The organism is Mucilaginibacter rigui (genome assembly GCF_014773275.1).
In the GTDB taxonomy this organism is placed as follows: Bacteria; Bacteroidota; Bacteroidia; order Sphingobacteriales; family Sphingobacteriaceae; genus Mucilaginibacter; species Mucilaginibacter rigui_A.
Map to the genome: position 1 here is coordinate 360,744 of NZ_JACWMW010000002.1, position 23,104 is coordinate 383,847.

The following is a 23,104-nucleotide window of genomic DNA, read 5'->3' on the forward strand; positions in this document are numbered from 1 at the left end:
TGAATTTTATATCTTGCCTTCCTAAACCTTATTATACATGAGCAGAATTTCAGCTATAGTCTTAATCGCGTTTTTGCTCTCGTTTGTTTCAGGCTCATCCTATGGGCAGAATAGCGAAATCCTCATTGCTCCCAATATTACACTGCCTAAGGATACGGCCATTACAGAAATAATTACCTCGCTGAATAGCCTTAGGGGTCAGATTGAAGGCCCCAACAAACAAAATAAATTTATTTTGCCTGCCGAACGGTTAACCACATATGCCCTGGTTGATGAAATGAAAGGAATGGAGCAAAACGCCCAACTGCACGATAAAAAATTTTACAAACCCTACCTTACCAATATTGTAAAACAACGCGATGGCTACCTTGTACAAATAGCGTATATCGGCGTTACAGAAGGAACCCCCGTTATAAGGGCAAGCTTTAAGCTGATCGCTAAAAAACAGGGCGGAAAAATCCTTTTCTACTCGCCGTTAAAACAAAACACCACCGGCTGGAAAACAAAAACGCTTGGCAACATTACCTTCCGTTTTAAGGATACTCTTAATACCATTGATACCAAAGCATTCCAAAAAACGGTTGCTCTTTACGATAAAAAACTACAGGCAAACGCGCCCATTATACAATACTATTGCGATAATTTTGCCGAAGCGCAGCAACTACTTGGGGTAGATTACAAAGCCGATTACGCCGGCGTTAAGGATAATAACCTAACCGCCAATGAAAATGGCACCAGCCTGATCATTAACGGATGGGGAGCCGAGCAGCATCGTTTTGATCCGCACGATCTTTTTCACGACCGCCTGCGCACAGTGCTTTCGCCCGATGTGATCAATCGCCCGGTGGATGAAGGCGCGGCTTATTTATATGGCGGCAGCTGGGGCTTTACCTGGCCGCAAATCATCACAAAATTCAAAACCTATGTTAGCCAAAACCCTAATGCCGATTGGTTAACCCTTTACTCCGACGGCACAAACTTTAATAATGAAGCTAAAATTTTGAAAATCTCCTACGTTATCAACGCGCTGATCATCCAACAGCTCGAAAAGGAAAAGGGTTTCCCGGCGGTTATGGAGTTGCTTAGCTGCGGTAAAAAGGAAAAGGGCGATGAGAATTATTTTAAAGCACTGGCCAAACTAACGGGAATCAATAAAGCTGATTTTAATGTGCGGGTGGGGGGCTTGATAAAGGCGGCAAAATAAGTTTAATCGATTTTAGGAGGCTCCGCCGGAGCCCGCATCTATCTTTATTTCTTCTATAAACAGGGAACCCCTACAGGGTTTTGAATTGGCGGATATTTGCTCCGGCGGAGCATCCTGTTTATAGAGTAGCACAACCGGGATATTTGGCTCCAGCGAAGCCCCCTGCCCGTAAAAACACCCCATCCATCTCATTTTCATATATATTAGCCAAATCGCTTCAAAATCTTAACTTTGCAAACTCAAAAATTAGGAATTTATAATGTTTGAAAACTTATCGGATAAACTCGACAGGGCGTTTAAAGTACTGAAGGGACAGGGATCAATTACTGAGATAAACGTGGCAGAAACCATGAAGGAGATACGCAAAGCCCTTCTGGATGCCGACGTTAACTATAAAACCGCTAAAACCTTTACAGATGATGTGAGGCAAAAGGCATTGGGCGAAAACGTATTGACCTCAATTTCGCCGGGCCAGCTTTTAACCAAGCTGATGAACGACGAGCTTACCGAGTTGATGGGCGGCACCACTGCCGACCTGGACTTAAAAGCATCGCCAACCATCATCCTGATAGCGGGTTTGAACGGTGCGGGTAAAACAACCTTTACCGGCAAGCTGGCAAATTATTTAAAAACACAAAAGGGCAAAAAACCATTATTGGTTGCCGATGACATTTACCGCCCTGCGGCGATAGACCAGTTACAGGTTTTGGGCCAGCAAATTGGCGTACCGGTTTATGCCAACCTTGAATCGAAAGACCCGGTGGCTATTGCACGAGAGGGTATTGCCCTGGCTAAGCAGAATGGCCAAAACGTTGTTATTATTGATACCGCCGGCCGTTTAGCCATTGATGAGGCCATGATGGTGGAGATAGAGCAGGTTAAAGCGGCTGTGCAACCGCATGAGATATTGTTTGTTGTGGATTCGATGACCGGTCAGGATGCCGTGAACACCGCCAAGGTGTTTAATGACAGGCTTGACTTTACCGGTGTTGTTTTAACCAAGCTTGATGGCGATACCCGTGGTGGTGCCGCCTTATCCATCAAATCGGTTGTTAACAAGCCTATCAAATTTATTGGTACCGGCGAAAAGATGGAAGCGCTTGACGTTTTCCACCCGGATCGTATGGCATCACGTATTTTGGGAATGGGTGATGTGGTATCCCTTGTAGAGCGCGCGCAACAGCAGTTTGACGAGAAGGAAGCTGCCGAGCTGCAAAAGAAGATCCGCAAGAACAAATTCGATTTTAACGATTTTTACAGCCAGATCCAACAAATCAAAAAAATGGGTAACATGAAAGATCTGATGGGCATGATACCTGGAGTTGGCAAAATGATGAAGGACGTAGAGGTTAGTGACGACGCTTTTAAAGGCATCGAGGCCATCATCAACTCTATGACACCAAAGGAGAAGGAAAACCCCGACCTGATCAACCCAAGCCGCCGTACACGGATTGCTAAAGGCTCGGGTACCGACATACAGGAAGTTAACCGCCTGATGAAACAGTTTGATGATATGCGTAAGGTGATGAAACAAATGAGTAACCCCGCAGCCATGGCCAGCATGATGCGCCGGATGCCGAAGATGTAAAATCCACTATAAAACTTTAAGCCCTGATATTTATATCGGGGCTTTTTTGTTAGCGGCCATCCGTGTATCTTTATCCGATGAAACCTAAACTTCTTGCTCTTTTTCTTTTAATATCTGTTGGTGTAAGCGCCCAAACCAAACAGGTAAGCCATTCTGATTATTTCATTGGCCAAAAAGAGATTTATAGCGTTTTAACCGCCGATAAAACTGTTAGGGAAGGAGAATATAAACTATTTGGCACCAACGGAAAGGCCACCCTTTTGGTTGAAGGATACTATCATAATAATTTAAAAGACAGCACCTGGAAGTATTATTCACAAGGCCAGCTCGTGTCTGAAGGGCAGTATAAAAATGGCGGTAAAGCAGGTGTCTGGACTGGTTATACCCGGGGCTTTGAACGCTTGAAATATGATTTCGATAAACAGCAATTGATCAATTATGTGCCAAATCCGCTTGACTCTGTTCAGCAATTCAGTGTAATTAATGTAACGGGGACTGATACCATTTTAGATAGAACCCCAATTTTTATAAATGGTATGGCTGCTTTTAAGCTTGCGGCTCAGCGTCCGTTACCCCAGTATGGCCTTAAGTTCACGTGTGCAGGGCGAGGCTATTGTGACCTTCACTATTGATGAAAAGGGCACACCCGGCAACTACGCCGTAAAAACAAATCTTGGTTATGGGCTTGATGCAGCGGCCTTAAAGGGCATTGAACAAATAGGCGGCGAATGGGTGCCGGGAACAATAAAAGGCAAGCCCGTGCCCGTACAGTGCGAAATACCGGTGCTATTTGCTATAGCTTCAGAAAGGAACGTGTATATTAAACCAAATGAGATTTTAATATTGGTTATGTCTGCAACGGTGATCCGTTAAGTAAGGGGATCAATCCCCTTACGGGAACTTATACAACACTCCCAGGGATAAACCCTCGGTACCCTGCACATCTTTTATGCCGGTGTTTTTATCAAATAATAATGTTCCGTTTATAGATACGTTGATGAGGCGGTTAACCTTTGCCGAAAGTACAGCATCTAAACGATGACGGGTATAGTCGATGGGCTGGCCATAGGGTATAAACATTTCGTAACGCGCATTCAGGTGCATGTTTTTAGCAATGTCTTTATCAAAGATACCTACTATCTGAAATGCGATATCGTTACGCACGCTTTTCCCATTTGCTGTATCAACACCGTATGATTGTACCTTGCGCACATCATCATCCAAAACAAAAGTCTGGCGGGCTGTTCCTGTACCTAAACGCAAATCGAAATAGGTGGTTGGCTTATACTCAAAACCTAACGACTCGGTAATGTAACCCGGGGCCATAAAGTTTGATATCAGCACTGGTGGTACCTGGTTATTGGCATCGTACTGGTACCCTTTGTCAAACTGCGACTCGAACGTTAACGACCCGAAGAAGAACCAATGTTTGGACATTTGGGTTGCTATTTTGTTATCCCAAAAAATACGATCGTTTGTTTTACGGGATGATTGCCCTTTGTTTTTTGATTTACCGTATTGCAGGTTAAGTTCTGATACATAACTGAACGGGGCCTTATTATATTCCAGGCGATAAATAAAGGTAGAACCTATTGCAATTGAGGAAACGCCCCCGGCAGCGTAGTTATTACTAAATGCCGCCTGGTTAAAATTGAGCCCAAAGGTTACAAACTTGCGCCAGTAGCTTATCTTATAATCAAGCATGGTTACCGGTATCAGCTCCTGCTGTATTTGCAACGGGGTTGGCGGCACCGGTATGGCATTCTTTTTTGTTTGAATACGGTATTTATTAAGTTTGGTGGTGTCTATTTTAACCGTATCTTTTTTAACGGTATCGGTAGTTTGCGCGCTTGCTGATAATGCAACTGTGAACGACAGTAAGAAAAATAGCCTGATACTGGTTTTCAACATATACTACAAATAAAAAGCAAAAATCTGTTATTTCCTTGATTTAATTAAAAATAGCTACCCCACGCCTGCCATTTTCTGTGTTTAAGGTATGCGGTGTTGGTTTCGTTAGCGTACGCCTCGCGCTCAAATACAATATGCATGTAGGCTTTATAATGGTTGCGATAAATAAGCAGGTTAAGCAGGTAGTTGAGCAGATATAACACGTAAAATGGTATCACCAGCAGCTCGGCCTGCTGCCGCAAATGGATGCGCTCGTGGTTTATTAACAACACATCATCAACCATCCATTTATCCCTGATAAGTATAAAGGGGAATAATGCCATTGCGTTTACCTTTAAAAACGGCGCTATTATTATTTTGTTTCCGGTTCCCATTTAACCTGTGGTAAAGGCGCAAGCCCATAAGCCCAGGGGCGACGCAGATAGCGCTTTAAATTGGCTTTTATATAGGCAATAAACTCGTAATCGCCGGCGGTAGTAACCAGGTAATAGCCGGGGCGGTATTTCTGCATAAAATCGGTTAGCTTTGGCTCTTCAAGGCGCGTTATACCCTGTACAAAGGCTTTGTTAAAACGATAGTCGATAATGCTTTGCCGGTATTCGGCATCTATTAGCCCGCGCAGTTTTTCGGCATTGCGTCCGCTTTTGCTAAACGCGCTGTACAGCGCATCAATACTAAAGCCAACCCCGCCCGATCCCACATTGAGCAGGTCGGCGTTATAGGCCGATCCATAGATCTTACTAAACTCGCGCTGTGTATTTGCCAGCCTGCGTTGAGGTGTCAAAAAACTATCGCGTATAGTTACCTGCTGCAGATGTATTGCCATTGGTTTCATATAAACCGCCAGTGCGGCGTAGTTTTTTACTGTAAGGGTGTCGCTATGATGGTCGGGTTTGCTAAAAACAAGCACATCGCCCGGGCCGGCGCCTATGGTAAACTCTCCTTTAAAGTTATTGTATACCCCCTTGCCTGATGTTATGTTCTGCACATTAACCTTGGCAACACGCGCCTTGCTATCCTTATCAAATACAATACCCGTAACCTCTTTTTGCTGTGCAAAAACAGATCCGCATACAATGCTTAAAAAAAGGGTGGGCCATAACTTCATTACAACGTTTAAAGCTACTGGTTTGGGGAGGGATATTTTATACTTTAACAATCTTTAACACACTATTTCACAACAACAAGTTTCTGGCCTATTTTAATCCCGGTATCGGGCAGCTTATTAAGCTCTTTAAGGTCATCAACCGTGATACCAAAACGTTTAGAAATATTGTATAGTGTGTCGCCCTGTTTTACAGTGTATATTTTATCGTCGGGCGTGGTTTTGGTTATGCTATCCTGTTGCGGCTGGTTAACCGTTTGGTTTATTTCGCCCAGCACCCTGTCTTCGCGTTTTATTTTAGCTATTTCGCCTTCAGGGCGGTCATATTGGTCAAGCTGGTATTTGGTAATGATGTTCAGCAGCAACTGGGGGTACTTAGGGTTGGTGGCGTAGCCGCAGGCCTTTAAGCCATAGGCCCATCCGTTAAAATCATTCTTATCCAGTTCAAAAAGCCGGGCATAATTTTTTTTCTTTAAAAACTCGGAGTGGTCGCGGAACGACTCCTCGGGGTTGTTGTACACCCTAAAACAATCGTTCTCGTTATCATCGTTCTTATAATAGCTTTCGCCCGTCCAGGTGCTGCCGCATTTTATACCAAAATGGTTGTTGGCAAATTTTGCAAGATCGCTGTTGCCGCTTCCGCTTTCAAACAGGCCTTGTGCCAGCGTAATACTTGCGGGTATGCCGTAGCTGTTCATTTCCTGTATAGCAATGGCCTTAAAGCGCTCTATATACTCAAGGGAGGTAAGGTCTTTATGCGCCGCTATAGATATGCGGTTGCGCTTTTGTATGGCTTTATTGTTTTTGCGGGCCTTACTGGTGCTGATGGCGTTTTTATGCGCCGAACACGATGTGAATAGTAAAACAGCAACTAATAATGTATATATCTTACGCATGCATTTAGCTTATTTTAGCCAAACTTAAGGTTAAAAATATAATTATTACTGGTTATTGGCTAAATCTCTTTTAGTGCTGTCTGGCGTGGATGCATCATCATCAAAGTCATTAAGGTCATATTTGTTGATGATCCCTAACACCTGTGCTGCCCATTTTTTACTGCTGGCGTAACCACTGCGCTGTATCCCCTTTGCCCATCCTTTATAATCTGATGTAGAAAACCTGTCAAGGAGGTGGCTAAACTGCTTGCGCTCTGTCATGATGCGGGCAAAATCTTTAAAAGAATCCATTACGCTATCATAACGTTTGTATGATGAACGGACTTTTTTGTTGTTTTTATAGTACACTGCGCCGCCGACGCCTTTTACACCAAACTGGTTGTTAAGGTTCTTGGCTATAGCGCTTTTACCGCTCGCGCTCTCATGCATGGCAACCCCCAATATGATGCTTGCCGGCACCCCGGTTTCGTGCATTATGCGAATGGCATTATCTTTGAACTTCTCTATGTATGATTGTGCAGCGCTTTGGGCCGAAACGGCCGATGTAGAAGCAATGAAAAGGGAAACTGAAAGCAGTGTAATAGTTAAGAGTTTCTTCATAATTATTTTTTTCTGATGATCAATAGGCCATCACGCACGGGTAGAATAAATTTTTCAACCTGTGTGTTAACAGTTATTAGTTCATTTAGTTTGCGGATGTTCTCGGTATCGGCATCATTTTCGGCGCCAAACACCTTCCCTTTCCACAAAACGTTATCAATTATTATTAAGCCTCCTGGCCTTACTTTATCTATTATTAACTCAAAGTACTTAAAATTATTTCGTTTATCCGCATCAATAAACACTAAGTCGATGTTAGTAAGTTCTAAATCAGCTATTACAGCCTCTGCTGCGCCAAAATGAAGCTTTACTTTTTTATCCACATTTGTTGATTTGAAATGTGAGTTAAGCATTTCTTCAAACTCGCGGTTAACTTCAATGGTGTGTAGTATGCCCCCTTCTGCCAATCCTTCTGCCAAACAAATGGCCGAGTACCCGGTAAAGGTGCCTATCTCTAAAATAAGTTTAGGTTGTATCATTTTGCTGAGCATACTCAGCACCCGGCCCTGGTAATGACCTGATAGCATGTGCGGTTTCAGCACCTTCAGGTAAGTCTCCCGGTTTATTTTTTGCAACGCCTCGGGTTCAGGGTCGCAATGGTTATCAAGGTAGGCCTGCAAGGCCGGATCAAGGATTTCCATGGCCGCAAAGGTAAGGAATTTATTTTTAATGCGTTTTAACCCCCCGATCCGGCTTAAATTGTCGGCTTGAAGGTTGTGTTCACGTTCACAGCCGCGAACGACTGTGAACGTTTAAACTGTTCTTATAATCAAACGATTGAGTCTGGCCTGGTGCCGAAGTGTTTACGTTTACAGGGTTTAGCCAGTGAGAAATAGATAAAGTCCAGACAGAAAAGCCGGCCAAAGGCAAAGGCTTGTGTGGGTAAGCTTTTTCCGCAGCGAGCTGACTGATGATTAGCGCTTTACTAAGCATGACGGACATGAAATAAGTTCAGCAGGATGGGCTTATTGATTGAATATTAAAGAGATTGCACGCTCGCAATGCCATGGGGAAAATAGCATGCCGCTATCCCCCATTCTCTCCTAACAGATCCTTTAAACTATCCAGTGTATCCGCTTCTTCTTTAGGCTTATCATGCCGCCAGCGCAGGATACGGGGGAAACGCAGCGCAATGCCCGACTTATGCCGTGTAGATTTATTGATCCCCTCAAAACCGATCTCGAAAACCAGTTCGGGCTTTACGGTACGTACCGGGCCAAATTTTTCAAGCGTGTTCCGTTTAACAAAATAATCCACCTTGTTGATCTCGGCATCGGTAAGGCCGCTGTAGGCCTTGGCAAAGGGCACCAGTTTATCGCCATCCCAAACGGCAAAGGTATAATCGGTGTACAGATCGGCACGGCGGCCATGGCCTTTTTGGGCGTAAATCATCACGGCATCAACAGATAGCGGGTCTATTTTCCATTTCCACCAGTCGCCACGGCGGCGGCCAACCTGGTAGGTAGCGCTTTTCCGTTTCAGCATTACACCCTCTGCTATCATGGCGCGAGATTGCTCCCTCGTCTTTTCCAGTTCTTCCCAGCTATTAAACTGTATGAGCGATGAAATACGGAAGACTTCCGGAAAACCGGTTTCATTTTGTAATTTCTCTAATATTTCCCGCCGCTCCGATTGTGTTTTAGATCGGATGTCCTCACCGGCATATTCCAGGCAATCGTAAACAATGGTAGCCACCGGGCTATCTGTCAGGATTTTTTTGCTCAGGTTTTTGCGCCCGATACGGGTTTGTAATATGTTAAAGGGCATTGGCAAACCATTCTGAAAGCCAAGGATCTCACCATCCAGTACGGTGCCATCTGGCAGGGCATTCAGGAAGGGGTGCAGTTCCGGGAATTTTTCGGTAGCCAGGTCTTCGCCCCGGCTCCATATAAAAATTTCGCCGCCACGTTTTATCATCTGCGCACGGATGCCATCCCATTTCCATTCCGCCTGCCATTGGTCCGCATCGCCAAGGGCAAGGCCAACCTCTTCTGCCGATTTGCGTTTTTCGGATGTTTCCTGTATCGGGTAAGCCAAAAAGAAGGGGTATGGGCGGGAAATATTATCAGCCACGTTTTGCTCTTCTATTAATTGATCGTATGTATAATCCTCAGGCATCCAGCTTCCCATAATGCGGTGGGTAAGCGCGGGGGCTTCAATGCCGGTAATATCTGCCAGGGCTTTTACCACCAGGTTGTTTGATACACCAATGCGGAAGCTGCCCGTAAGCAATTTGTTGAACACAAAGCGCTCCTGCCGGTCAAGCATCGCCCATGATTCCATCAGCCATAGTTTGCGCTCTTCTTCGGTACGGGTGGCCTGGGCATTTATTTCGGCAATCCATTCCGTAAGGGTTTTACTGCTGCTGTTCCGGCTCTCGGGCATTAAAAGCGACATCGTTTCGGCCAGGTCGCCCACCACGTGGTAGCTTTCTTCAAAAAGCCATTGCGGGATGTTTGATGCCTCGATAGCCCAGTTGCGGATGAGCGTAGAATTGATAGGCCGTTTTGGCCGCCTGCCCGTAAACAGGGCGAGCATATGCATTTTATCGGTATCGGGTACGTTGGTAAAATAATCCTTCAGTACCTTAACCTTTTCGTTGGTTTTGTTGGTTTCATCTAACGAAAGGAAGAGCTGGGCAAATGCTTTCATTGTGCACCCTCCTTTACCACATCGCCTGATGGCGCGGTTTCTTTTACCTCTTCGCCCTCGGTTACCCGGGCATCCTCTTCCTCGCCGCCATAAAGGGTGTGTACCTCGCGGGCATTAAAACCAATCTCGTTTAAATACCGTGTAAAAGATGCGGTGTAGCCATGGGTGAGATAAACGCATTCGCAGCCTGTAGCGTCAATTGCGCTTACTAATCCGTTCCAGTCGGCATGGTCAGACATGATGAACCCCCTGTCGGCAGCGCGTCGCCGTTTAGCACCACGAATGGCCATCCAGCCACTGCAATAACCGAAACTATAAGGGCCAAATTTGCGCATCCACGGCGTACCTACGGATGATGGCGGGGCAATGATAATGCCTTTGCGCACTTCTTCTTTTGAGGAATCGGAAGTGATGCGCTCGGTAGGGTTCAAGGTGACACCGTTTCGGCGCAGCGCCTCGTTGGTGTTTTCGATAACGCCATGTGTGTACACTTTACCTATGTCCAGATCAAGGTTTTGCAGGATACGCTGCGCCTTACCTAAAGAGTAACCAACTATAACTGTAGCTATGCCGTTTTCCACATTGCTGTGCCACCAGTTGTTTACATCGGTAAAAATTTCGGACTGTGGTTTCCACGAATAAACAGGCATCCCGAAGGTACACTCAGAAATAAAGTGGTGGCATTTAACGGGCTCAAACGCTGTGGAGATACCATCGTCATCCGTTTTATAGTCGCCGGATACCACCCAAACAACGCCCTTGTATTCTACCCTTATCTGCGCCGAACCTATGACATGCCCTGCCGGATACATAGAGATTTGCACACCGTTTTTTGTTACGGTTTCGCCATATTCGATGGTTCGCAGGTTAATTTCGCCAAGGCGATAATACAACACCTCTTTTGAAAGATGGTGCGCCAGGTAGTTCTTATGGCCCCAATAAGCATGGTCGGCATGGGCGTGGGTGATCACGGCATCGTCCACCGGCTTCCATGGGTCGATGTAAAACTTTCCCTGTGCGCAGTAAATGCCCCTGTCTGTAAATTCTAGTAATGGTTTGGCCATAGTATTATAATAACCAGCGGGGGATAAATTGGTTTCAATTTGGGAATTTAACCACAGAGGGGCACGGCGTTCTCACAGAGAACACTGAGGTTTTAAGAGCTGCTATCAGATTTTTCCTCTATGTGCTTTATGTTTTCTCATTGTGCCCTCAGTGGTTAAAATTGTTCCAGATAAAAAAGACGCGATACTTCGCGTCTCTACGGTTAATCTTCCTGCGGGATGCGGAACAGGCAGCCTTCGAGGCTTTCGTTTACGCGCAACTGGCAGGAGAGCCTGCTGCTTTCGTCCACAAAGGGCAGGGTGTCAAGTATATCCAGTTCCGCATCGCCCGCTGGTGGCAATTGCGCTAATCCGTTTAATACTTCTACCCGGCATGTGGCGCAAAGGGCCATTCCGCCGCAGGTGGCCAGTATCGGGTAATCGCTCCCTTTTAGAACTTCCATCAGGCTCAGGCTGATGCCTTCGGGTATTTCTACGGGTACCTGTATGCCATCCCTTCCTTCTACTGTAAATGTGATCATGCCAGTTCTGGTATGCCGTAAACGGTGGTGTACTTAAATGTAAGGCGCTGATCAGGGTACACGTGTTTGAATGCACTCTGCGCCATCAGCGCCGCTTCGTGGAACCCGCAAAGGATCAGCTTTAACTTACCGGGATAGGTATTGATATCGCCGATGGCATAAATGCCCTCTACGTTGGTGCTGTAATCAAAGGTGTTTACTTCTATGGCTGCCTTGTCAATATTCAGCCCCCAGTTTTCTATGGGCCCCAGTTTCGGACTCAAGCCAAACAGCGGGATAAAATTATCGGCCTGTAAATGCTTGTTTTGCCCATCGGGCCCGGTAATAGTTACCTGCTCTAAATGCCCAGCGCCATCCAGTGCTACAACGCGCGATTTAAGGACAAGGTCGATAGCGCCGGTTTTGGCCAGCTCGGCTACCTTTTCAGCAGCATCGGGCGCGCCTCTAAATGTATCGCCCCGGTGTACAAGGGTTACCTTTTTTGCTACGTTAGCTAAAAAAATGGTCCAGTCTAAGGCTGAGTCACCACCGCCCGCTATCACAATATTGCGGTCGCGGAATGCTTCAGGGTTGCGTACAGCATACAGCACCCCCTTGCCTTCAAATTCGGTAAGGCGGTCAACATCGGGCTTGCGCGGCTCAAAGCAGCCAAGGCCACCGGCTATTACAACTACTTTGCAATTAATTTGTGTACCATCATTAGTGCCGATAAGCCAGGTGTCATCTTCCTGTTTTTGCAGGGTTTCAACCCGTTCGCCAAGTGTATAGCCCGGGTGGAAAGGTGCTATTTGTTCGGATAGTTTATCAACCAGTTCCTGCGCGTTAACAGCCGGGTAACCGGGGATATCATAGATGGGTTTTTGTGGATATATTTCTGAAAGCTGCCCGCCTGCTTGCGGCAGCGAATCTATTAAATGGCAATGCATTTTAAGGAGGCCGGCTTCAAAAACGGCAAACATCCCGGTAGGCCCGGCGCCGATGATGCCTATATCTGTAGTTATCATATCATTGGTGTTAAGATTCTAAATTTTGGTAGATCTTGTTGAGTATAGTTTTCAACTGCTCGTAATCCTGCTCGGTAAGGTTTTGCCAGGCTTTCATCCGGATATCATCAACCTGCGGCGAAAGTTCGGCTAATTTTACTGTACCGGCCGCAGTTAGGTGAACGGTGAAGCTCCTGCGGTCCTCTTTGTGGGTTACGCGTTCGGTTAAGCCTTTTTTGCAAAGCAGATCAATAATGCGGGTTAGTGTGGGGTTATCCTTGCCAGTAATCTCAGCCAGTTCTTTTTGTTTAAGGTAGCGGTCATTATCCAGGCTTTTAAGGATCAGCCACTGGTCAACCGTTATATCAAAATTGCCGGAGGCGAATCTTTGCTGTGCATATCCCTTTACCCTTCGCGCTGTGCGATCGAGCAGGTAAGAATAGCTATCAAACTTTTTAGTTGTCATACTAATTATTAGTTAGGCAAATATAAATATGAATTTAGCTTGGTTGTACATTGAAATGTAAATTATTTATACGGGAGCGCAAAAATGGGCTTAAACAAAAAGGGACGCGATATTATCGCGTCCCTTTTTGTTTGTTGAAAAAGAATGTTAATTAGTGCCTGCTGGTTTTACGCTGGTTAATTTATTCCCCAGTGTAAGGTAATCCGTCAGGATCTGGCCTGCTTCTTTTTGTAAGAAATCAAGATCTTCGTTTTTGGGTTTAGGCTGGCCTTTTTTCAGTGCCGGTAAGCCTAAAGCTACCCTGCGCAAATTGTTTTGCTCAAAGGCTTTCTTCTCTTCTTCGTCGCGCTGTTGCTTAAGCTTTTGCTCGTTAAGCGTCACGCTTATCTCTTCCGATTGTTTCTTTGACTCTTCGATGTCCTGAAGCAAATACTTGTAGCTCTGGCTGGCAGCCATACGGTCGTCATGCAGTTTTTTAAGTTGTGGTAAAACAGTAGCGAAGCTACCCACCGGGGTATAATCGCTTTTCGCGATCATATCAAACGGCATGGCAGATGGCTCGGTATCCTCGCCATATTTATCCAACGGTATTATTGACGGGAAAGTGATATCAGGAATTACACCCTTATGCTGTGTTGAGTTGCCGTTGATGCGGTAAAACTTAGCGATAGTTAAGTTAAGCTGGCCAAATTTGTTTTGGCTGCCGGTTGCTACTGTTTTTGCTTTACCAGCCATAGCCAGTAATTTATCTTTTAACGATGGTGCGATAACCTTATCCAGATCGATAGGGTTTTGTACAGAACCTTTACCGTAAGTTTGGGTACCTACTATCAAGCCGCGGCCATAATCTTGTATAGCGCCCGAGAAGATCTCTGATGCAGAGGCGCTGAATCTATCAACCATGATGGCTAATGGGCCCGAATAAGCTACAGCAGGGTCTTCGTCCTGATTAATATCTATCTGGTTGCGCGAATCCCTTACCTGTACAACGGGACCTGTTTTTATAAACAGGCCGGTAAGTTCAACCGCTTCCATTAATGATCCGCCACCGTTTTGGCGAAGATCTATCACAACACCATCAACGTTTTCACGCTTTAGGGTATCAAGTATCAGCTTCACATCGCGGGTGGTGCTTTTATAGTTAGGGTTGCCGGCTTTATAATCGGCAAAATCAAGGTAAAAAGCCGGGATAGAAATAACCCCTATCTTAACTGTTTTGCCATTGTTGTTATACGTACGGATCTCCTTTTTAGCAGAGATATCTTTTAGGATGATCTTTTCGCGAACCAACTCTACAATACGTGGTTTGGCTGTGGCCGCGCTGCCTTTTGCTAAAAGCTGAAGCCTTACAGTTGTGCCTTTTGCACCACGTATAAGCGCAATTGCGTTATCTATCCTCCAGCCCACAACATCCTGGAACTCGCCGGTTTTACCCTGGGCAACCGCAATAATGCGGTCATCAACATTTACCTGTTTGCTTTTATCGGCAGGGCCACCGGCAGTAACAGCTTTAATGGTTACATATTCATTATCTACCTGTAACGATGCGCCTATGCCCTCTAAAGAGCGGGTCATGTCTATATTAAAATTTGCAGCAAGCGCAGGGTTAAAGTAATTAGTATGCGGGTCTATAGCTTCAGTAAAGGCATCCATAAACGCCTGGAATACATCCTGGTTTGAAAGCTTGTTTGATTGCGATAAGATGCTGGTATAACGTTTTTTAAGTGTTTCTTTGTTCGCAGCAAGTTCTTTGCCGGTTAGTTTCAGGTTAAGCAGGTCATATTTTACGCGCTGTGCCCAAAGGTTATGCAAATCGGTTTCTGATGCAGCCCACGGCATTTTATCGCGGTCGTAAGTATATGTCTCGTTTTGGCTAAAATCAAAGTTTTTACCAAGCTCGGCTACCGAGAATGCCACGTACTCGTTATAGCGTTTCTGAAACACGTTGAACATGTAAAACACATTGGCCAGGTTACCGGCTTTAATATCATCATCAAACTGGGTTTTAAACTGGTCAAACTCTTTTACATCAGATGCCAGGAGGTAGTTGTGGTTCTCATCCAGTTTTTTCAGGTAGCGGTCATATATAATTGCCGATACCGAATCGTTCATCGGTACCTTTTTGTAATTATAATCAGAAATAAGGGTGGCTACATATTTTAAAACAACGGCTTGCTGTTCGTCTGGCTGCAGGTCATTAGGGCCTGCGTGTTTGTAGTTGATTTTTGACGGAGCTGCGTTGCAGGCAAGCGCAGCCGCTAAAACCAGCATTAAATATAATTTCTTGAACATATCTTTTACACTATTTAAATCGGGACCTGAATAAAACATCAATACTTGTGCCTGTTTTTAATTTGCCTATAAAAAAAGAGACAGCCTCCAAGCCGTCCCGCTAATATATTGAATAACAATATTACAATAATGTTTGGTTTGTTTTATTATAGACACTCCATTTTACGCAAATGTTACAAAAACAGTGTGTTATTTAAACTTTGGAACGGTATCAACAGCTTCAGCATACCGTAACTCTGATTTTGGTAGCCAAACCTTATTGCTTTGCACAAATTTTATCTTTTCGTCCACCATTTTAACGTCCTGGGTACGGCCGGTATTGCGTGCCAGGTCCCGGGCTTCTGTTAAGTCCTGATGGGCCTGGGTCATATCGCCCAAATCGGCCTTAATAAGGGCCAGGCTTACCAGGTTATTTATGGTATGCTGATGGTCGCTTTGTTGTTTTGATATAAGGATACTTTGCAGGTAATACCACTTCGCTTCCGACAGGCGGTTCTCGCCCACATAGATCTTTGCCAGCTCACTAAAACGATAACTGGCCTGTGCGTACTCGCGGAAACGCATATTATGCTGTGCCGCACGCATTACTATACGTTCGTTGATCTCCAGATTGAATTGGCTACGCGGGATAACAGCTGCAGAAAGTGTTTTTGGATTGTACGGAGGGCGTTTTGCTGCAAGGTAATTTTTTAACGACCGGTCTTTAACCTGCGCAATTTGCGGGTGCCTTGTATGTTTTTTAAAGTCGCCGCGCCACCATTGGGCTGATGCCGAAAGGTTGAGAGCGCAAAGAATTATTAAGATGATATATCGCATTTAAATCTTTCGCGGGGGTATAGTTAAATTAACTGGTATGCAAATGTAAAAATTAGTTTTCTGATTTACAATAGCTTAAGAATAGTGTTATTGGCTAATTTTTAAGCGTAAAATTGAAAAACCTTAACGGTGCATCAGGCCAAATATTGTTAATTAAATTAAATACCGGCATACAATTATATTTACTAATGCTATAATTACTCAAAAACCTCCACCCCTCCATCATGTAAAGCCCAAACCATGTAGGGGTGGGTATCGGCATGGTAAATATCGCCGGTGTTGGTAATGCCTATTATACCGGCAAAACCATCGTAGGGTTTCATTTCGTCTAAAGTTTTTGCTGTCGCGATGGCAATGGGCATACCATCGGTTACGCGGGTAACAATTTTACTGGCTACCGATGCGCTCACAATATCTTCGCCTACGCCGGTGCAGGAGATCCCAGCATATGCATTGGCGTAGTTGCCGGCAGCGGTGGCCGAATCGCTTACACGGCCGGGTATTTCAAAACCTTTGCCGCCGGTAGAAGTTGCCGCGGCTATGTCGCCGTAAATATCAAGCGCCACGCAGCCCACCGTACCCAGGCGGATGGAGTCGCTTAGTTTCTTTTCATATTCCTTACGGCGCTGGGGTATTTCGGGGTTGTAATAGGGTATGCCGTTATTGGCTGCGAATGCATTAGCACCTAAGCCGCTGAGTACGCGGTCGTCATATTCCATCAGTTTTTCGGCAATGCAAATGGGGTTTTTCACATCCTCAATGTTAATAACACCGCTAAACTTTTGGGTTTTGCCATCCATCAGGGAGGCGCTTAATCTTATTTTGCCGTCGCTTTGTATTTGTGAACCTGTGCCTGCATTAAACAGGTCGCAATCTTCTAAAAGGCAAACGGTGTATACAACGGTTTGGGCAGCGGTATGGCTTTCCAGGTATTTATGGCCAAGCGTAACAATTTCGCGCAGGGCGTCCTGCTTGGCCTTTTTTACTTCCTGGTTTGTAAGCGATTCGCTAAAAAATCCTCCATGTATGATCAGCTTCATTGTAAATCATTATTATCACTATCCTGGGCGCTTATAAAAACGTCCTCTTCAACCTTTATCGCTTTTTTAATGATCATGCGGTGCTGTTGCAAATCGTATTTATCAAATATCGACATTACATTCACCTTTAAGTTCTCTATAGAAACAGGGTCACCTATCTCTACATCATAAACGTTTGTTTCTACAATATTCTTGCCATCAACCAACATTATTAATCCAGAGCCAATGGCTTCCATCATATAGCCTTCGGTTATAAGCAGGCCGGCATCCTCGCCAAGGCCAATGCCCAGTATGCCCGGGTTGGTTGCTACGGCGTACAGTAAACGGCCAATACGGCCACGCTGTACAAAGTGGGTATCAACAATAACAGAATCTATAAAGCCAAGACCGGCGGTTATCTGTACTTCGCCTTTAATAAGGGCTTCATTACTTTGCCCACGATAGATCATATGGGTTGATGCCGCCGCCGCCCCGGCAGATGTGCCTGCAATTACAAAGTTCTCGTCCTGATAACGCTGTTTCAGGATCTGAAGGAACTGTGTGCCACCAAAAATAGCGGTCAGGCGCAGCTGGTCGCCCCCGCTGAACATCACCACATCTGCTTTGCTTATACGTTCTAAATATTCCGGGTTTGAGGCATCCTCGCGGCTTTTAATATTTAAAACGTTTACGTGTGTAACGTTAAGTTGGTTAAATGCTTTAATGTATTCGTTACCCACAAGTTCGGGTATTTGCGAGGCTGTGGTAATTACCTCAACAACAGACCCCTCGTGCTTGTCCGACTCGTTAATAATGCGCTTTAGAATGCCTTTTTCAAAAAACTTAATGTAATTGGGCTGCATAATATGCTCTACTACGCTCACATTACTACCCATATCAACGGCTCCGCCTATTATTACCAGTTTTCCTCTCGGCACATCCATAATCTTTGTATCAGTTATATACAAATTAAAAAAAAATTGATTAAAAACTAACACATTAATTAATAAAACTGCCTTTTTTGGCTAAAACATTTCAAAACATTCATAAGTTTTTTAGCTTTAGAGATATTATCCTATATCAAGTTCCTGAAGCATTTATGAAGATCGAGAATATACAAGTACTGCGCGGCCCAAACATTTGGAGCATTAGCCGCAAAAAGTTAATACAAATGCGGCTAAACCTGGAGGAAATGGAAGACCGCCCTTCTAATACCATTGATGGTTTTTATGAGCGTTTAAAAGAATTGATACCAACTTTATACAGCCACCGTTGCTCGCCGGGTGTACCGGGCGGTTTTTTTGAGCGTGTTATTGCAGGCACCTGGATGGGGCATGTAATAGAGCATGTGGCCTTAGAGATACAAACCCTTGCGGGGATGGATACCGGCTTTGGCCGCACCCGCGAAACAAAAACACCGGGCACTTACAACGTGGTATTTGCTTACCTGGAAGAAAAAGTAGGCGTATTTGCAGCAGAAAGCGCCGTAAATATTGTACGGGCTGTTATTGATGGTACCGAATATGACCTGGAGAAGGATATACAAACCATGCGCGAAATTCGTGAGAATACCCGCCTGGGGCCAAGCACCGGATCTATTGTTGAAGAGGCTATTGCCCGTCGCATCCCATGGATCCGTTTAAACAACCAATCGTTAGTGCAGTTGGGCTACGGCAAAAACCAGGTTCGTTTTCGCGCAACCATGACCGAAAGGACGAGTAGTATTGCTGTTGATATAGCCAGCAACAAAGACGAAACCAAGCGCCTTTTACAGGAGCAGGCTATCCCCGTTGCCAAGGGCATGACCATCAGCAAAACCGAGCAGGTGATAGAAGCGATAGATCGTATCGGCTTCCCGCTGGTATTTAAACCGCTTGATGGTAACCACGGCCGCGGTATCAGCATCAACATCAACACCACTGAAGACGCGATCGCGGCTTACGAGTTTGCTGCGAATATCTCGCGCCGTGTAATTGTAGAGCGCTACATAACGGGCTATGATTTTAGGGTACTGGTGATAGATAATAAAATGGTTGCTGCCGCCCTACGCGACCCGGCGCATGTTATTGGGGACGGTGAACTGAACATTCAGCAACTGATAGATAAAGAAAACGCCGACCCTCGCCGTGGGTACGGACACGAAAATGTACTTACCCTGATTGATATTGACCGCGATACTTTAGACTTGCTGGAGAAAAAGGGATATACCTTAGAAACCGTACCGGATAAGGACGAAAAGGTTTTTGTAAAATCGACCGCTAACTTAAGCACCGGTGGTACATCTGTTGATGTGACCGACCATGTACACCCCGAAAATATTTTTATTTGCGAGCGCATCTCCAAGATCATAGGGCTGGATATATGCGGTATTGATATTATGGCCAAAAACCTTACCGAGCCGCTTACCGAAAATGGCGGCGTGGTATTAGAGGTTAATGCAGCACCGGGTTTTAGGATGCACATTGCACCAAGCGAAGGTTTGGCGCGTAACGTGGCCGGGCATGTTATTGATATGCTTTACCCGCCGGGTAAATCTGCCCGCATCCCTATTATTGCCATAACCGGCACCAACGGTAAAACAACCACCACGCGTTTAATAGCGCATATTGTGAAGAACAATGGCCTGCGCGTGGGCTTTACCACAAGCGATGGTATTTATGTGCAGAATAATATGATGCTGAAAGGCGATACTACCGGCCCGGTAAGCAGCGAGTTTATTTTAAAAGACCCAACTGTTGAATTTGCCGTGCTTGAAACCGCCCGTGGCGGTATCCTGCGTTCGGGGCTCGGCTTTAGCCGGTGCGATATTGGCGTTATTACAAATATACAGGAAGACCACCTCGGCCTGGCCGATATCCACACCCTTGATGACCTTGCCCGTGTAAAAAGCGTGGTGATCAACTCAGTTAAAAAAGATGGATGGGCCGTGCTTAATGCCGATAACAAATACTGTGTACAAATTGGTAAAAAGGCAGATTGTAATGTAGCGTATTTTAGCAGGGATGAGAAAAACCCGGTTATTGTAGCGCATTGCAAAAAAGGGGGTATTGCCTGCGTATGCGAGAATGGCTTTATCACCATTATGAAAGGCGACTGGAAGATCCGCGTGCAGCGCACCATCCTTATCCCGCTTACTTTTGGCGGTACTGTGCCGTTTATGATAGATAATGTAATGGCAGCTACACTGGCTACCTTCTTACATGGCTTTAAAACCGAGGATATTAAAATGTCGCTGGAAACTTTCATTCCTTCGGCCGCGCAAACCCCTGGCAGGATGAATATCTTTGAGTTCAAAGATTTCCGTTTCATGATAGATTTTGCACATAACCCTGATGGCTACAACGGCATCAAAACCTTCCTGAGCCATATCGATTCGCCGCTGAAGATCGGTATCATAGCAGGCACCGGTGACAGGCGCGATGATGATATCCGCGAGATAGGTAAGATAGCCGCCGAAATGTTCGATTATATCATCCTTCGCCAGGAGAAACACCTGCGTGGCCGTACGGCAGAAAATATTCTGAGCCTGTTAACAGACGGTATAAAATCTGTAGATGCTGATAAACGTTTTGAAGTGGTGCCAAAAGAAATAGACGCTATTAAACACGCCATGAGCCTGGCTCAGCCGGGTACATTCATTACCGCATTAAGCGATGTTGTTGATAACGCTATAGAAACCGTACAAAACTACCAGGAACAGGAACGCAACGGATTATTTAACGTTTAGCCCCAACCCCCTGAAAGGGGAGCTTTTGAAGTGATTAAAGCCCATCTGATTTTTCAGATGGGCTTTTTTATTGTAGAGACGCGATACTACGCGCCTTTCGCAAATAGTGCAATTGAATGCCCGCCTAAACAAGACGCGAAGTATCGCGTCTCTACATCTTTGGTTTCCTGTCACTCAAATAATAATGCCATAACAACATACTTGCCACCGTACGGTACGGCTTCCATTGTTCGGCCAGGATTACCAAATCCTCTTTAAGCGTTTCTTTGGGTAAGCTTTTTAACCGTTTAATGGCATTAACAATGGCCAGGTCGCCAATAGGTAATACATCGGTATGCTGCAATACAAACATCAGGTAAACATCTACCGTCCAGTTGCCTATGCCTTTTAGGGCGGTTAGTTGCGCGCGGATCTCCGCATCCTCCATTTGCTCAAAACCCTCCAGATCAATTTGCCCGCTAATGAGGGCCTCGGCCAGGTACCTGATATAAGCTGTTTTCTGGCGACTGCAATAGCATTCACGCATTTCGGCGTCGGTGAGCAACAGTATTCTTGCCGGGGTAATTTCCTGTACCCGCTCACGCAGTTTATTAAGTGCTGATAATGCTGAGGCCAACGATACTTGCTGTTCCAATATAATGTGTACCAGGGTTTCAAAGGTATTGGGCCTTGTCCACATGGACGGATAGCCGTATAGCTGAATAACTTTAGCAAAATCGGCATCCATTTGGGATAGCTTGTCGCAGATGCCGTTATAAGTAGATTTGGTAAACTGTTGTGGCATTGTTTTGTTAGTATAAACAAGTTGTCATTCTGAGCGATAACAAAGAATCTACCCGCCGATAGATCTTCGTTCCTTAAGATGACAAAGTAGTTCAAATCATATTAAATTACTAATTTTTTTAGGATTTAGTATTTCTATTTCTGATTTTTACATTTATGAACAACCTGCCGCCATTAGCCGAACGCATGCGCCCAAAATCATTAGATGATTATGTGGGCCAGAAACACCTTGTTGGTAAGGGCGCGGTTTTGCGCAAGGCTATCGAGAGCGGCTCATTACCTTCCATGTTGTTTTGGGGGCCGCCGGGTGTGGGTAAAACTACGCTGGCCTATATCATATCACAATCCTTATACCGTCCGTTCTTTGCTTTAAGTGCTATTAACTCCGGCGTTAAAGATGTGCGCGAGGTGATAGAAAAGGCATCCCTGCTAAAAGAGCAGGGCGAGATATTACCTATACTTTTTATTGATGAGATCCACCGGTTCTCCAAATCGCAGCAAGATTCGCTGCTGGGCGCGGTTGAACGGGGTATTGTAACGCTGATAGGCGCAACTACCGAAAACCCATCTTTCGAGGTGATCTCCGCTTTGCTGTCGCGATGCCAGGTATATATTTTGCAGCCGCTGGAAGAGCAGGACCTGCTGGACCTGTTGGAGAAAGCCAAAAAAGAAGATATTGTACTAAAAGAGAAGAACATTATCATAAAAGAACACGAGGCCCTGTTACGCCTTAGTGGAGGCGATGCCCGCAAGCTGCTCAATATTTTTGAATTGCTGGTAAACGCGTTCGACAGTAAAAAAATAGTTCTGACCAATGATGTGGTGCTGGAACACGTGCAGCAGAACATGGCCCTGTACGATAAAACCGGCGAACAGCATTACGATATTATTTCGGCCTTTATTAAAAGTATGCGCGGCAGCGACCCTAATGGCGCCGTGTACTGGCTGGCCCGGATGATAGTAGGCGGCGAAGACCCGCTGTTCATTGCCCGGCGGATGCTGATCCTGGCATCAGAGGATATTGGTAACGCTAACCCCAACGCCCTGTTGCTGGCACAGGCTTGTTTTGAATCGGTTAATAAAATAGGTATGCCCGAGTCGCAGCTTATACTGAGCCAAACGGTTATTTATTTGGCAACATCGCCAAAAAGTAATTCGGCCACAACGGCTATTGGAGCGGCTATTGCCCTGGTTAAACAAACCGGCGACCTGCCCGTACCCCTGCACCTGCGCAACGCGCCCACCAAACTGATGAAAAACATAGGATATGGCAAAAACTACAAATATGCCCATAGCTTTGAAGGCAACTTTGCCGAACTTGATTTTTTACCCGAAGCCATCAGGGGGACAAAAATTTATGAGCCTGGTAACAATGCGCGCGAAAATGAATCAAAAGAAAAGCTAAAGAAACTTTGGGGCGACAGGTATAAATATTAGTATCTTAACCGCTGGTTAATCTTAGGTTAAACTTTTCACG

Annotated in this window: 22 protein-coding genes; 6 read left to right on the top strand and 16 right to left on the bottom strand. The window is 45.3% G+C overall.

Features of this window, described 5'->3' with window-relative positions; all coding sequences use genetic code 11:
- Positions 1 to 37 precede the first annotated feature (37 nt).
- The 4 genes from IDJ75_RS08725 (at position 38) to IDJ75_RS08740 (ending at position 3,665) form a co-directional block, all read left to right on the top strand.
- Positions 38 to 1,204: a hypothetical protein gene (locus IDJ75_RS08725; protein WP_191175241.1), complete on the top strand. Its 1,167-nt coding sequence runs from the start codon at positions 38 to 40 to the stop codon at positions 1,202 to 1,204.
- Positions 1,205 to 1,463: 259 nt separating this feature from the next.
- A complete protein-coding gene (gene ffh, locus IDJ75_RS08730) occupies positions 1,464 to 2,792 on the top strand; it encodes a signal recognition particle protein (protein WP_191175242.1) in 1,329 nt (442 codons plus the stop codon).
- A 77-nt stretch (positions 2,793 to 2,869) separates the two neighbouring features.
- Positions 2,870 to 3,424: a toxin-antitoxin system YwqK family antitoxin gene (locus IDJ75_RS08735; protein ID WP_191175243.1), complete on the top strand. Its 555-nt coding sequence runs from the start codon at positions 2,870 to 2,872 to the stop codon at positions 3,422 to 3,424.
- Positions 3,372 to 3,665: an energy transducer TonB gene (locus tag IDJ75_RS08740; protein ID WP_191175244.1), complete on the top strand. Its 294-nt coding sequence runs from the start codon at positions 3,372 to 3,374 to the stop codon at positions 3,663 to 3,665. The genes IDJ75_RS08735 and IDJ75_RS08740 overlap by 53 nt, the downstream gene beginning before the upstream one ends.
- A gap of 18 nt (positions 3,666 to 3,683) precedes the next feature.
- On the opposite strand, the gene IDJ75_RS08745 is transcribed toward IDJ75_RS08740, so the two are convergent.
- From IDJ75_RS08745 to IDJ75_RS08815, 15 genes are all read right to left on the bottom strand, one after another.
- Positions 3,684 to 4,703 carry a DUF3078 domain-containing protein gene (locus tag IDJ75_RS08745; protein WP_191175245.1) on the bottom strand — a complete coding sequence of 340 codons (1,020 nt, stop codon included), beginning with the start codon at positions 4,701 to 4,703 and terminating at the stop codon, positions 3,684 to 3,686.
- A 44-nt stretch (positions 4,704 to 4,747) separates the two neighbouring features.
- A complete protein-coding gene (locus IDJ75_RS08750) occupies positions 4,748 to 5,077 on the bottom strand; it encodes a hypothetical protein (RefSeq protein ID WP_191175246.1) in 330 nt (109 codons plus the stop codon).
- On the bottom strand, positions 5,056 to 5,811 hold the full coding sequence (locus IDJ75_RS08755; protein ID WP_191175247.1) for a peptidase associated/transthyretin-like domain-containing protein: 756 nt from the start codon (positions 5,809 to 5,811) through the stop codon (positions 5,056 to 5,058). Before IDJ75_RS08755 ends, IDJ75_RS08750 begins: the two co-directional genes overlap by 22 nt.
- A 62-nt stretch (positions 5,812 to 5,873) precedes the next feature.
- The gene (locus IDJ75_RS08760; RefSeq protein ID WP_191175248.1) at positions 5,874 to 6,704 is read right to left on the bottom strand and encodes a glucosaminidase domain-containing protein; all 831 of its coding nucleotides are present in this window, start codon (positions 6,702 to 6,704) and stop codon (positions 5,874 to 5,876) included.
- Positions 6,705 to 6,749: 45 nt separating this feature from the next.
- On the bottom strand, positions 6,750 to 7,304 hold the full coding sequence (locus IDJ75_RS08765; protein ID WP_191175249.1) for a glycoside hydrolase family 73 protein: 555 nt from the start codon (positions 7,302 to 7,304) through the stop codon (positions 6,750 to 6,752).
- A gap of 2 nt (positions 7,305 to 7,306) precedes the next feature.
- The gene (locus tag IDJ75_RS08770) at positions 7,307 to 7,945 is read right to left on the bottom strand and encodes an O-methyltransferase (RefSeq protein ID WP_191175250.1); all 639 of its coding nucleotides are present in this window, start codon (positions 7,943 to 7,945) and stop codon (positions 7,307 to 7,309) included.
- 385 nt (positions 7,946 to 8,330) lie between these two features.
- Positions 8,331 to 9,956, bottom strand: coding sequence for an ATP-dependent DNA ligase (locus IDJ75_RS08775; protein ID WP_191175251.1), 1,626 nt, complete (start codon positions 9,954 to 9,956; stop codon positions 8,331 to 8,333).
- The gene (locus IDJ75_RS08780) at positions 9,953 to 11,020 is read right to left on the bottom strand and encodes a ligase-associated DNA damage response exonuclease (RefSeq protein ID WP_191175252.1); all 1,068 of its coding nucleotides are present in this window, start codon (positions 11,018 to 11,020) and stop codon (positions 9,953 to 9,955) included. The genes IDJ75_RS08775 and IDJ75_RS08780 overlap by 4 nt, the downstream gene beginning before the upstream one ends.
- Before the next feature lie 203 nt (positions 11,021 to 11,223).
- Positions 11,224 to 11,541, bottom strand: coding sequence for a 2Fe-2S iron-sulfur cluster-binding protein (locus IDJ75_RS08785; RefSeq protein WP_191175253.1), 318 nt, complete (start codon positions 11,539 to 11,541; stop codon positions 11,224 to 11,226).
- The gene (locus IDJ75_RS08790; protein WP_191175254.1) at positions 11,538 to 12,545 is read right to left on the bottom strand and encodes an NAD(P)/FAD-dependent oxidoreductase; all 1,008 of its coding nucleotides are present in this window, start codon (positions 12,543 to 12,545) and stop codon (positions 11,538 to 11,540) included. The genes IDJ75_RS08785 and IDJ75_RS08790 overlap by 4 nt, the downstream gene beginning before the upstream one ends.
- Positions 12,546 to 12,555: 10 nt before the next feature.
- On the bottom strand, positions 12,556 to 12,990 hold the full coding sequence (locus tag IDJ75_RS08795; protein WP_191175255.1) for a MarR family winged helix-turn-helix transcriptional regulator: 435 nt from the start codon (positions 12,988 to 12,990) through the stop codon (positions 12,556 to 12,558).
- Positions 12,991 to 13,137: 147 nt separating this feature from the next.
- Positions 13,138 to 15,282: a carboxy terminal-processing peptidase gene (locus IDJ75_RS08800; protein ID WP_191175256.1), complete on the bottom strand. Its 2,145-nt coding sequence runs from the start codon at positions 15,280 to 15,282 to the stop codon at positions 13,138 to 13,140.
- A gap of 189 nt (positions 15,283 to 15,471) precedes the next feature.
- Positions 15,472 to 16,098, bottom strand: a complete 627-nt coding sequence (locus IDJ75_RS08805) for a hypothetical protein (protein ID WP_191175257.1) — start codon at positions 16,096 to 16,098, stop codon at positions 15,472 to 15,474.
- 197 nt (positions 16,099 to 16,295) lie between these two features.
- Complete coding sequence (locus IDJ75_RS08810) at positions 16,296 to 17,138, bottom strand: isoaspartyl peptidase/L-asparaginase (RefSeq protein ID WP_191175258.1); 843 nt, start codon at positions 17,136 to 17,138, stop codon at positions 16,296 to 16,298.
- Positions 17,135 to 18,061 carry a cyanophycinase gene (locus IDJ75_RS08815; RefSeq protein ID WP_191175259.1) on the bottom strand — a complete coding sequence of 309 codons (927 nt, stop codon included), beginning with the start codon at positions 18,059 to 18,061 and terminating at the stop codon, positions 17,135 to 17,137. Before IDJ75_RS08815 ends, IDJ75_RS08810 begins: the two co-directional genes overlap by 4 nt.
- A gap of 155 nt (positions 18,062 to 18,216) precedes the next feature.
- On the opposite strand from IDJ75_RS08815, the gene cphA reads away from it, so the two are divergent.
- Positions 18,217 to 20,844, top strand: coding sequence for a cyanophycin synthetase (gene cphA / locus IDJ75_RS08820; RefSeq protein ID WP_191175260.1), 2,628 nt, complete (start codon positions 18,217 to 18,219; stop codon positions 20,842 to 20,844).
- Positions 20,845 to 20,995: 151 nt separating this feature from the next.
- Here the strand turns inward: cphA and IDJ75_RS08825 are convergent, their stop codons facing one another.
- Positions 20,996 to 21,628: a DNA-3-methyladenine glycosylase family protein gene (locus IDJ75_RS08825; protein ID WP_191175261.1), complete on the bottom strand. Its 633-nt coding sequence runs from the start codon at positions 21,626 to 21,628 to the stop codon at positions 20,996 to 20,998.
- A gap of 155 nt (positions 21,629 to 21,783) precedes the next feature.
- On the opposite strand from IDJ75_RS08825, the gene IDJ75_RS08830 reads away from it, so the two are divergent.
- On the top strand, positions 21,784 to 23,064 hold the full coding sequence (locus IDJ75_RS08830; RefSeq protein WP_191175262.1) for a replication-associated recombination protein A: 1,281 nt from the start codon (positions 21,784 to 21,786) through the stop codon (positions 23,062 to 23,064).
- Positions 23,065 to 23,104 lie beyond the last annotated feature (40 nt).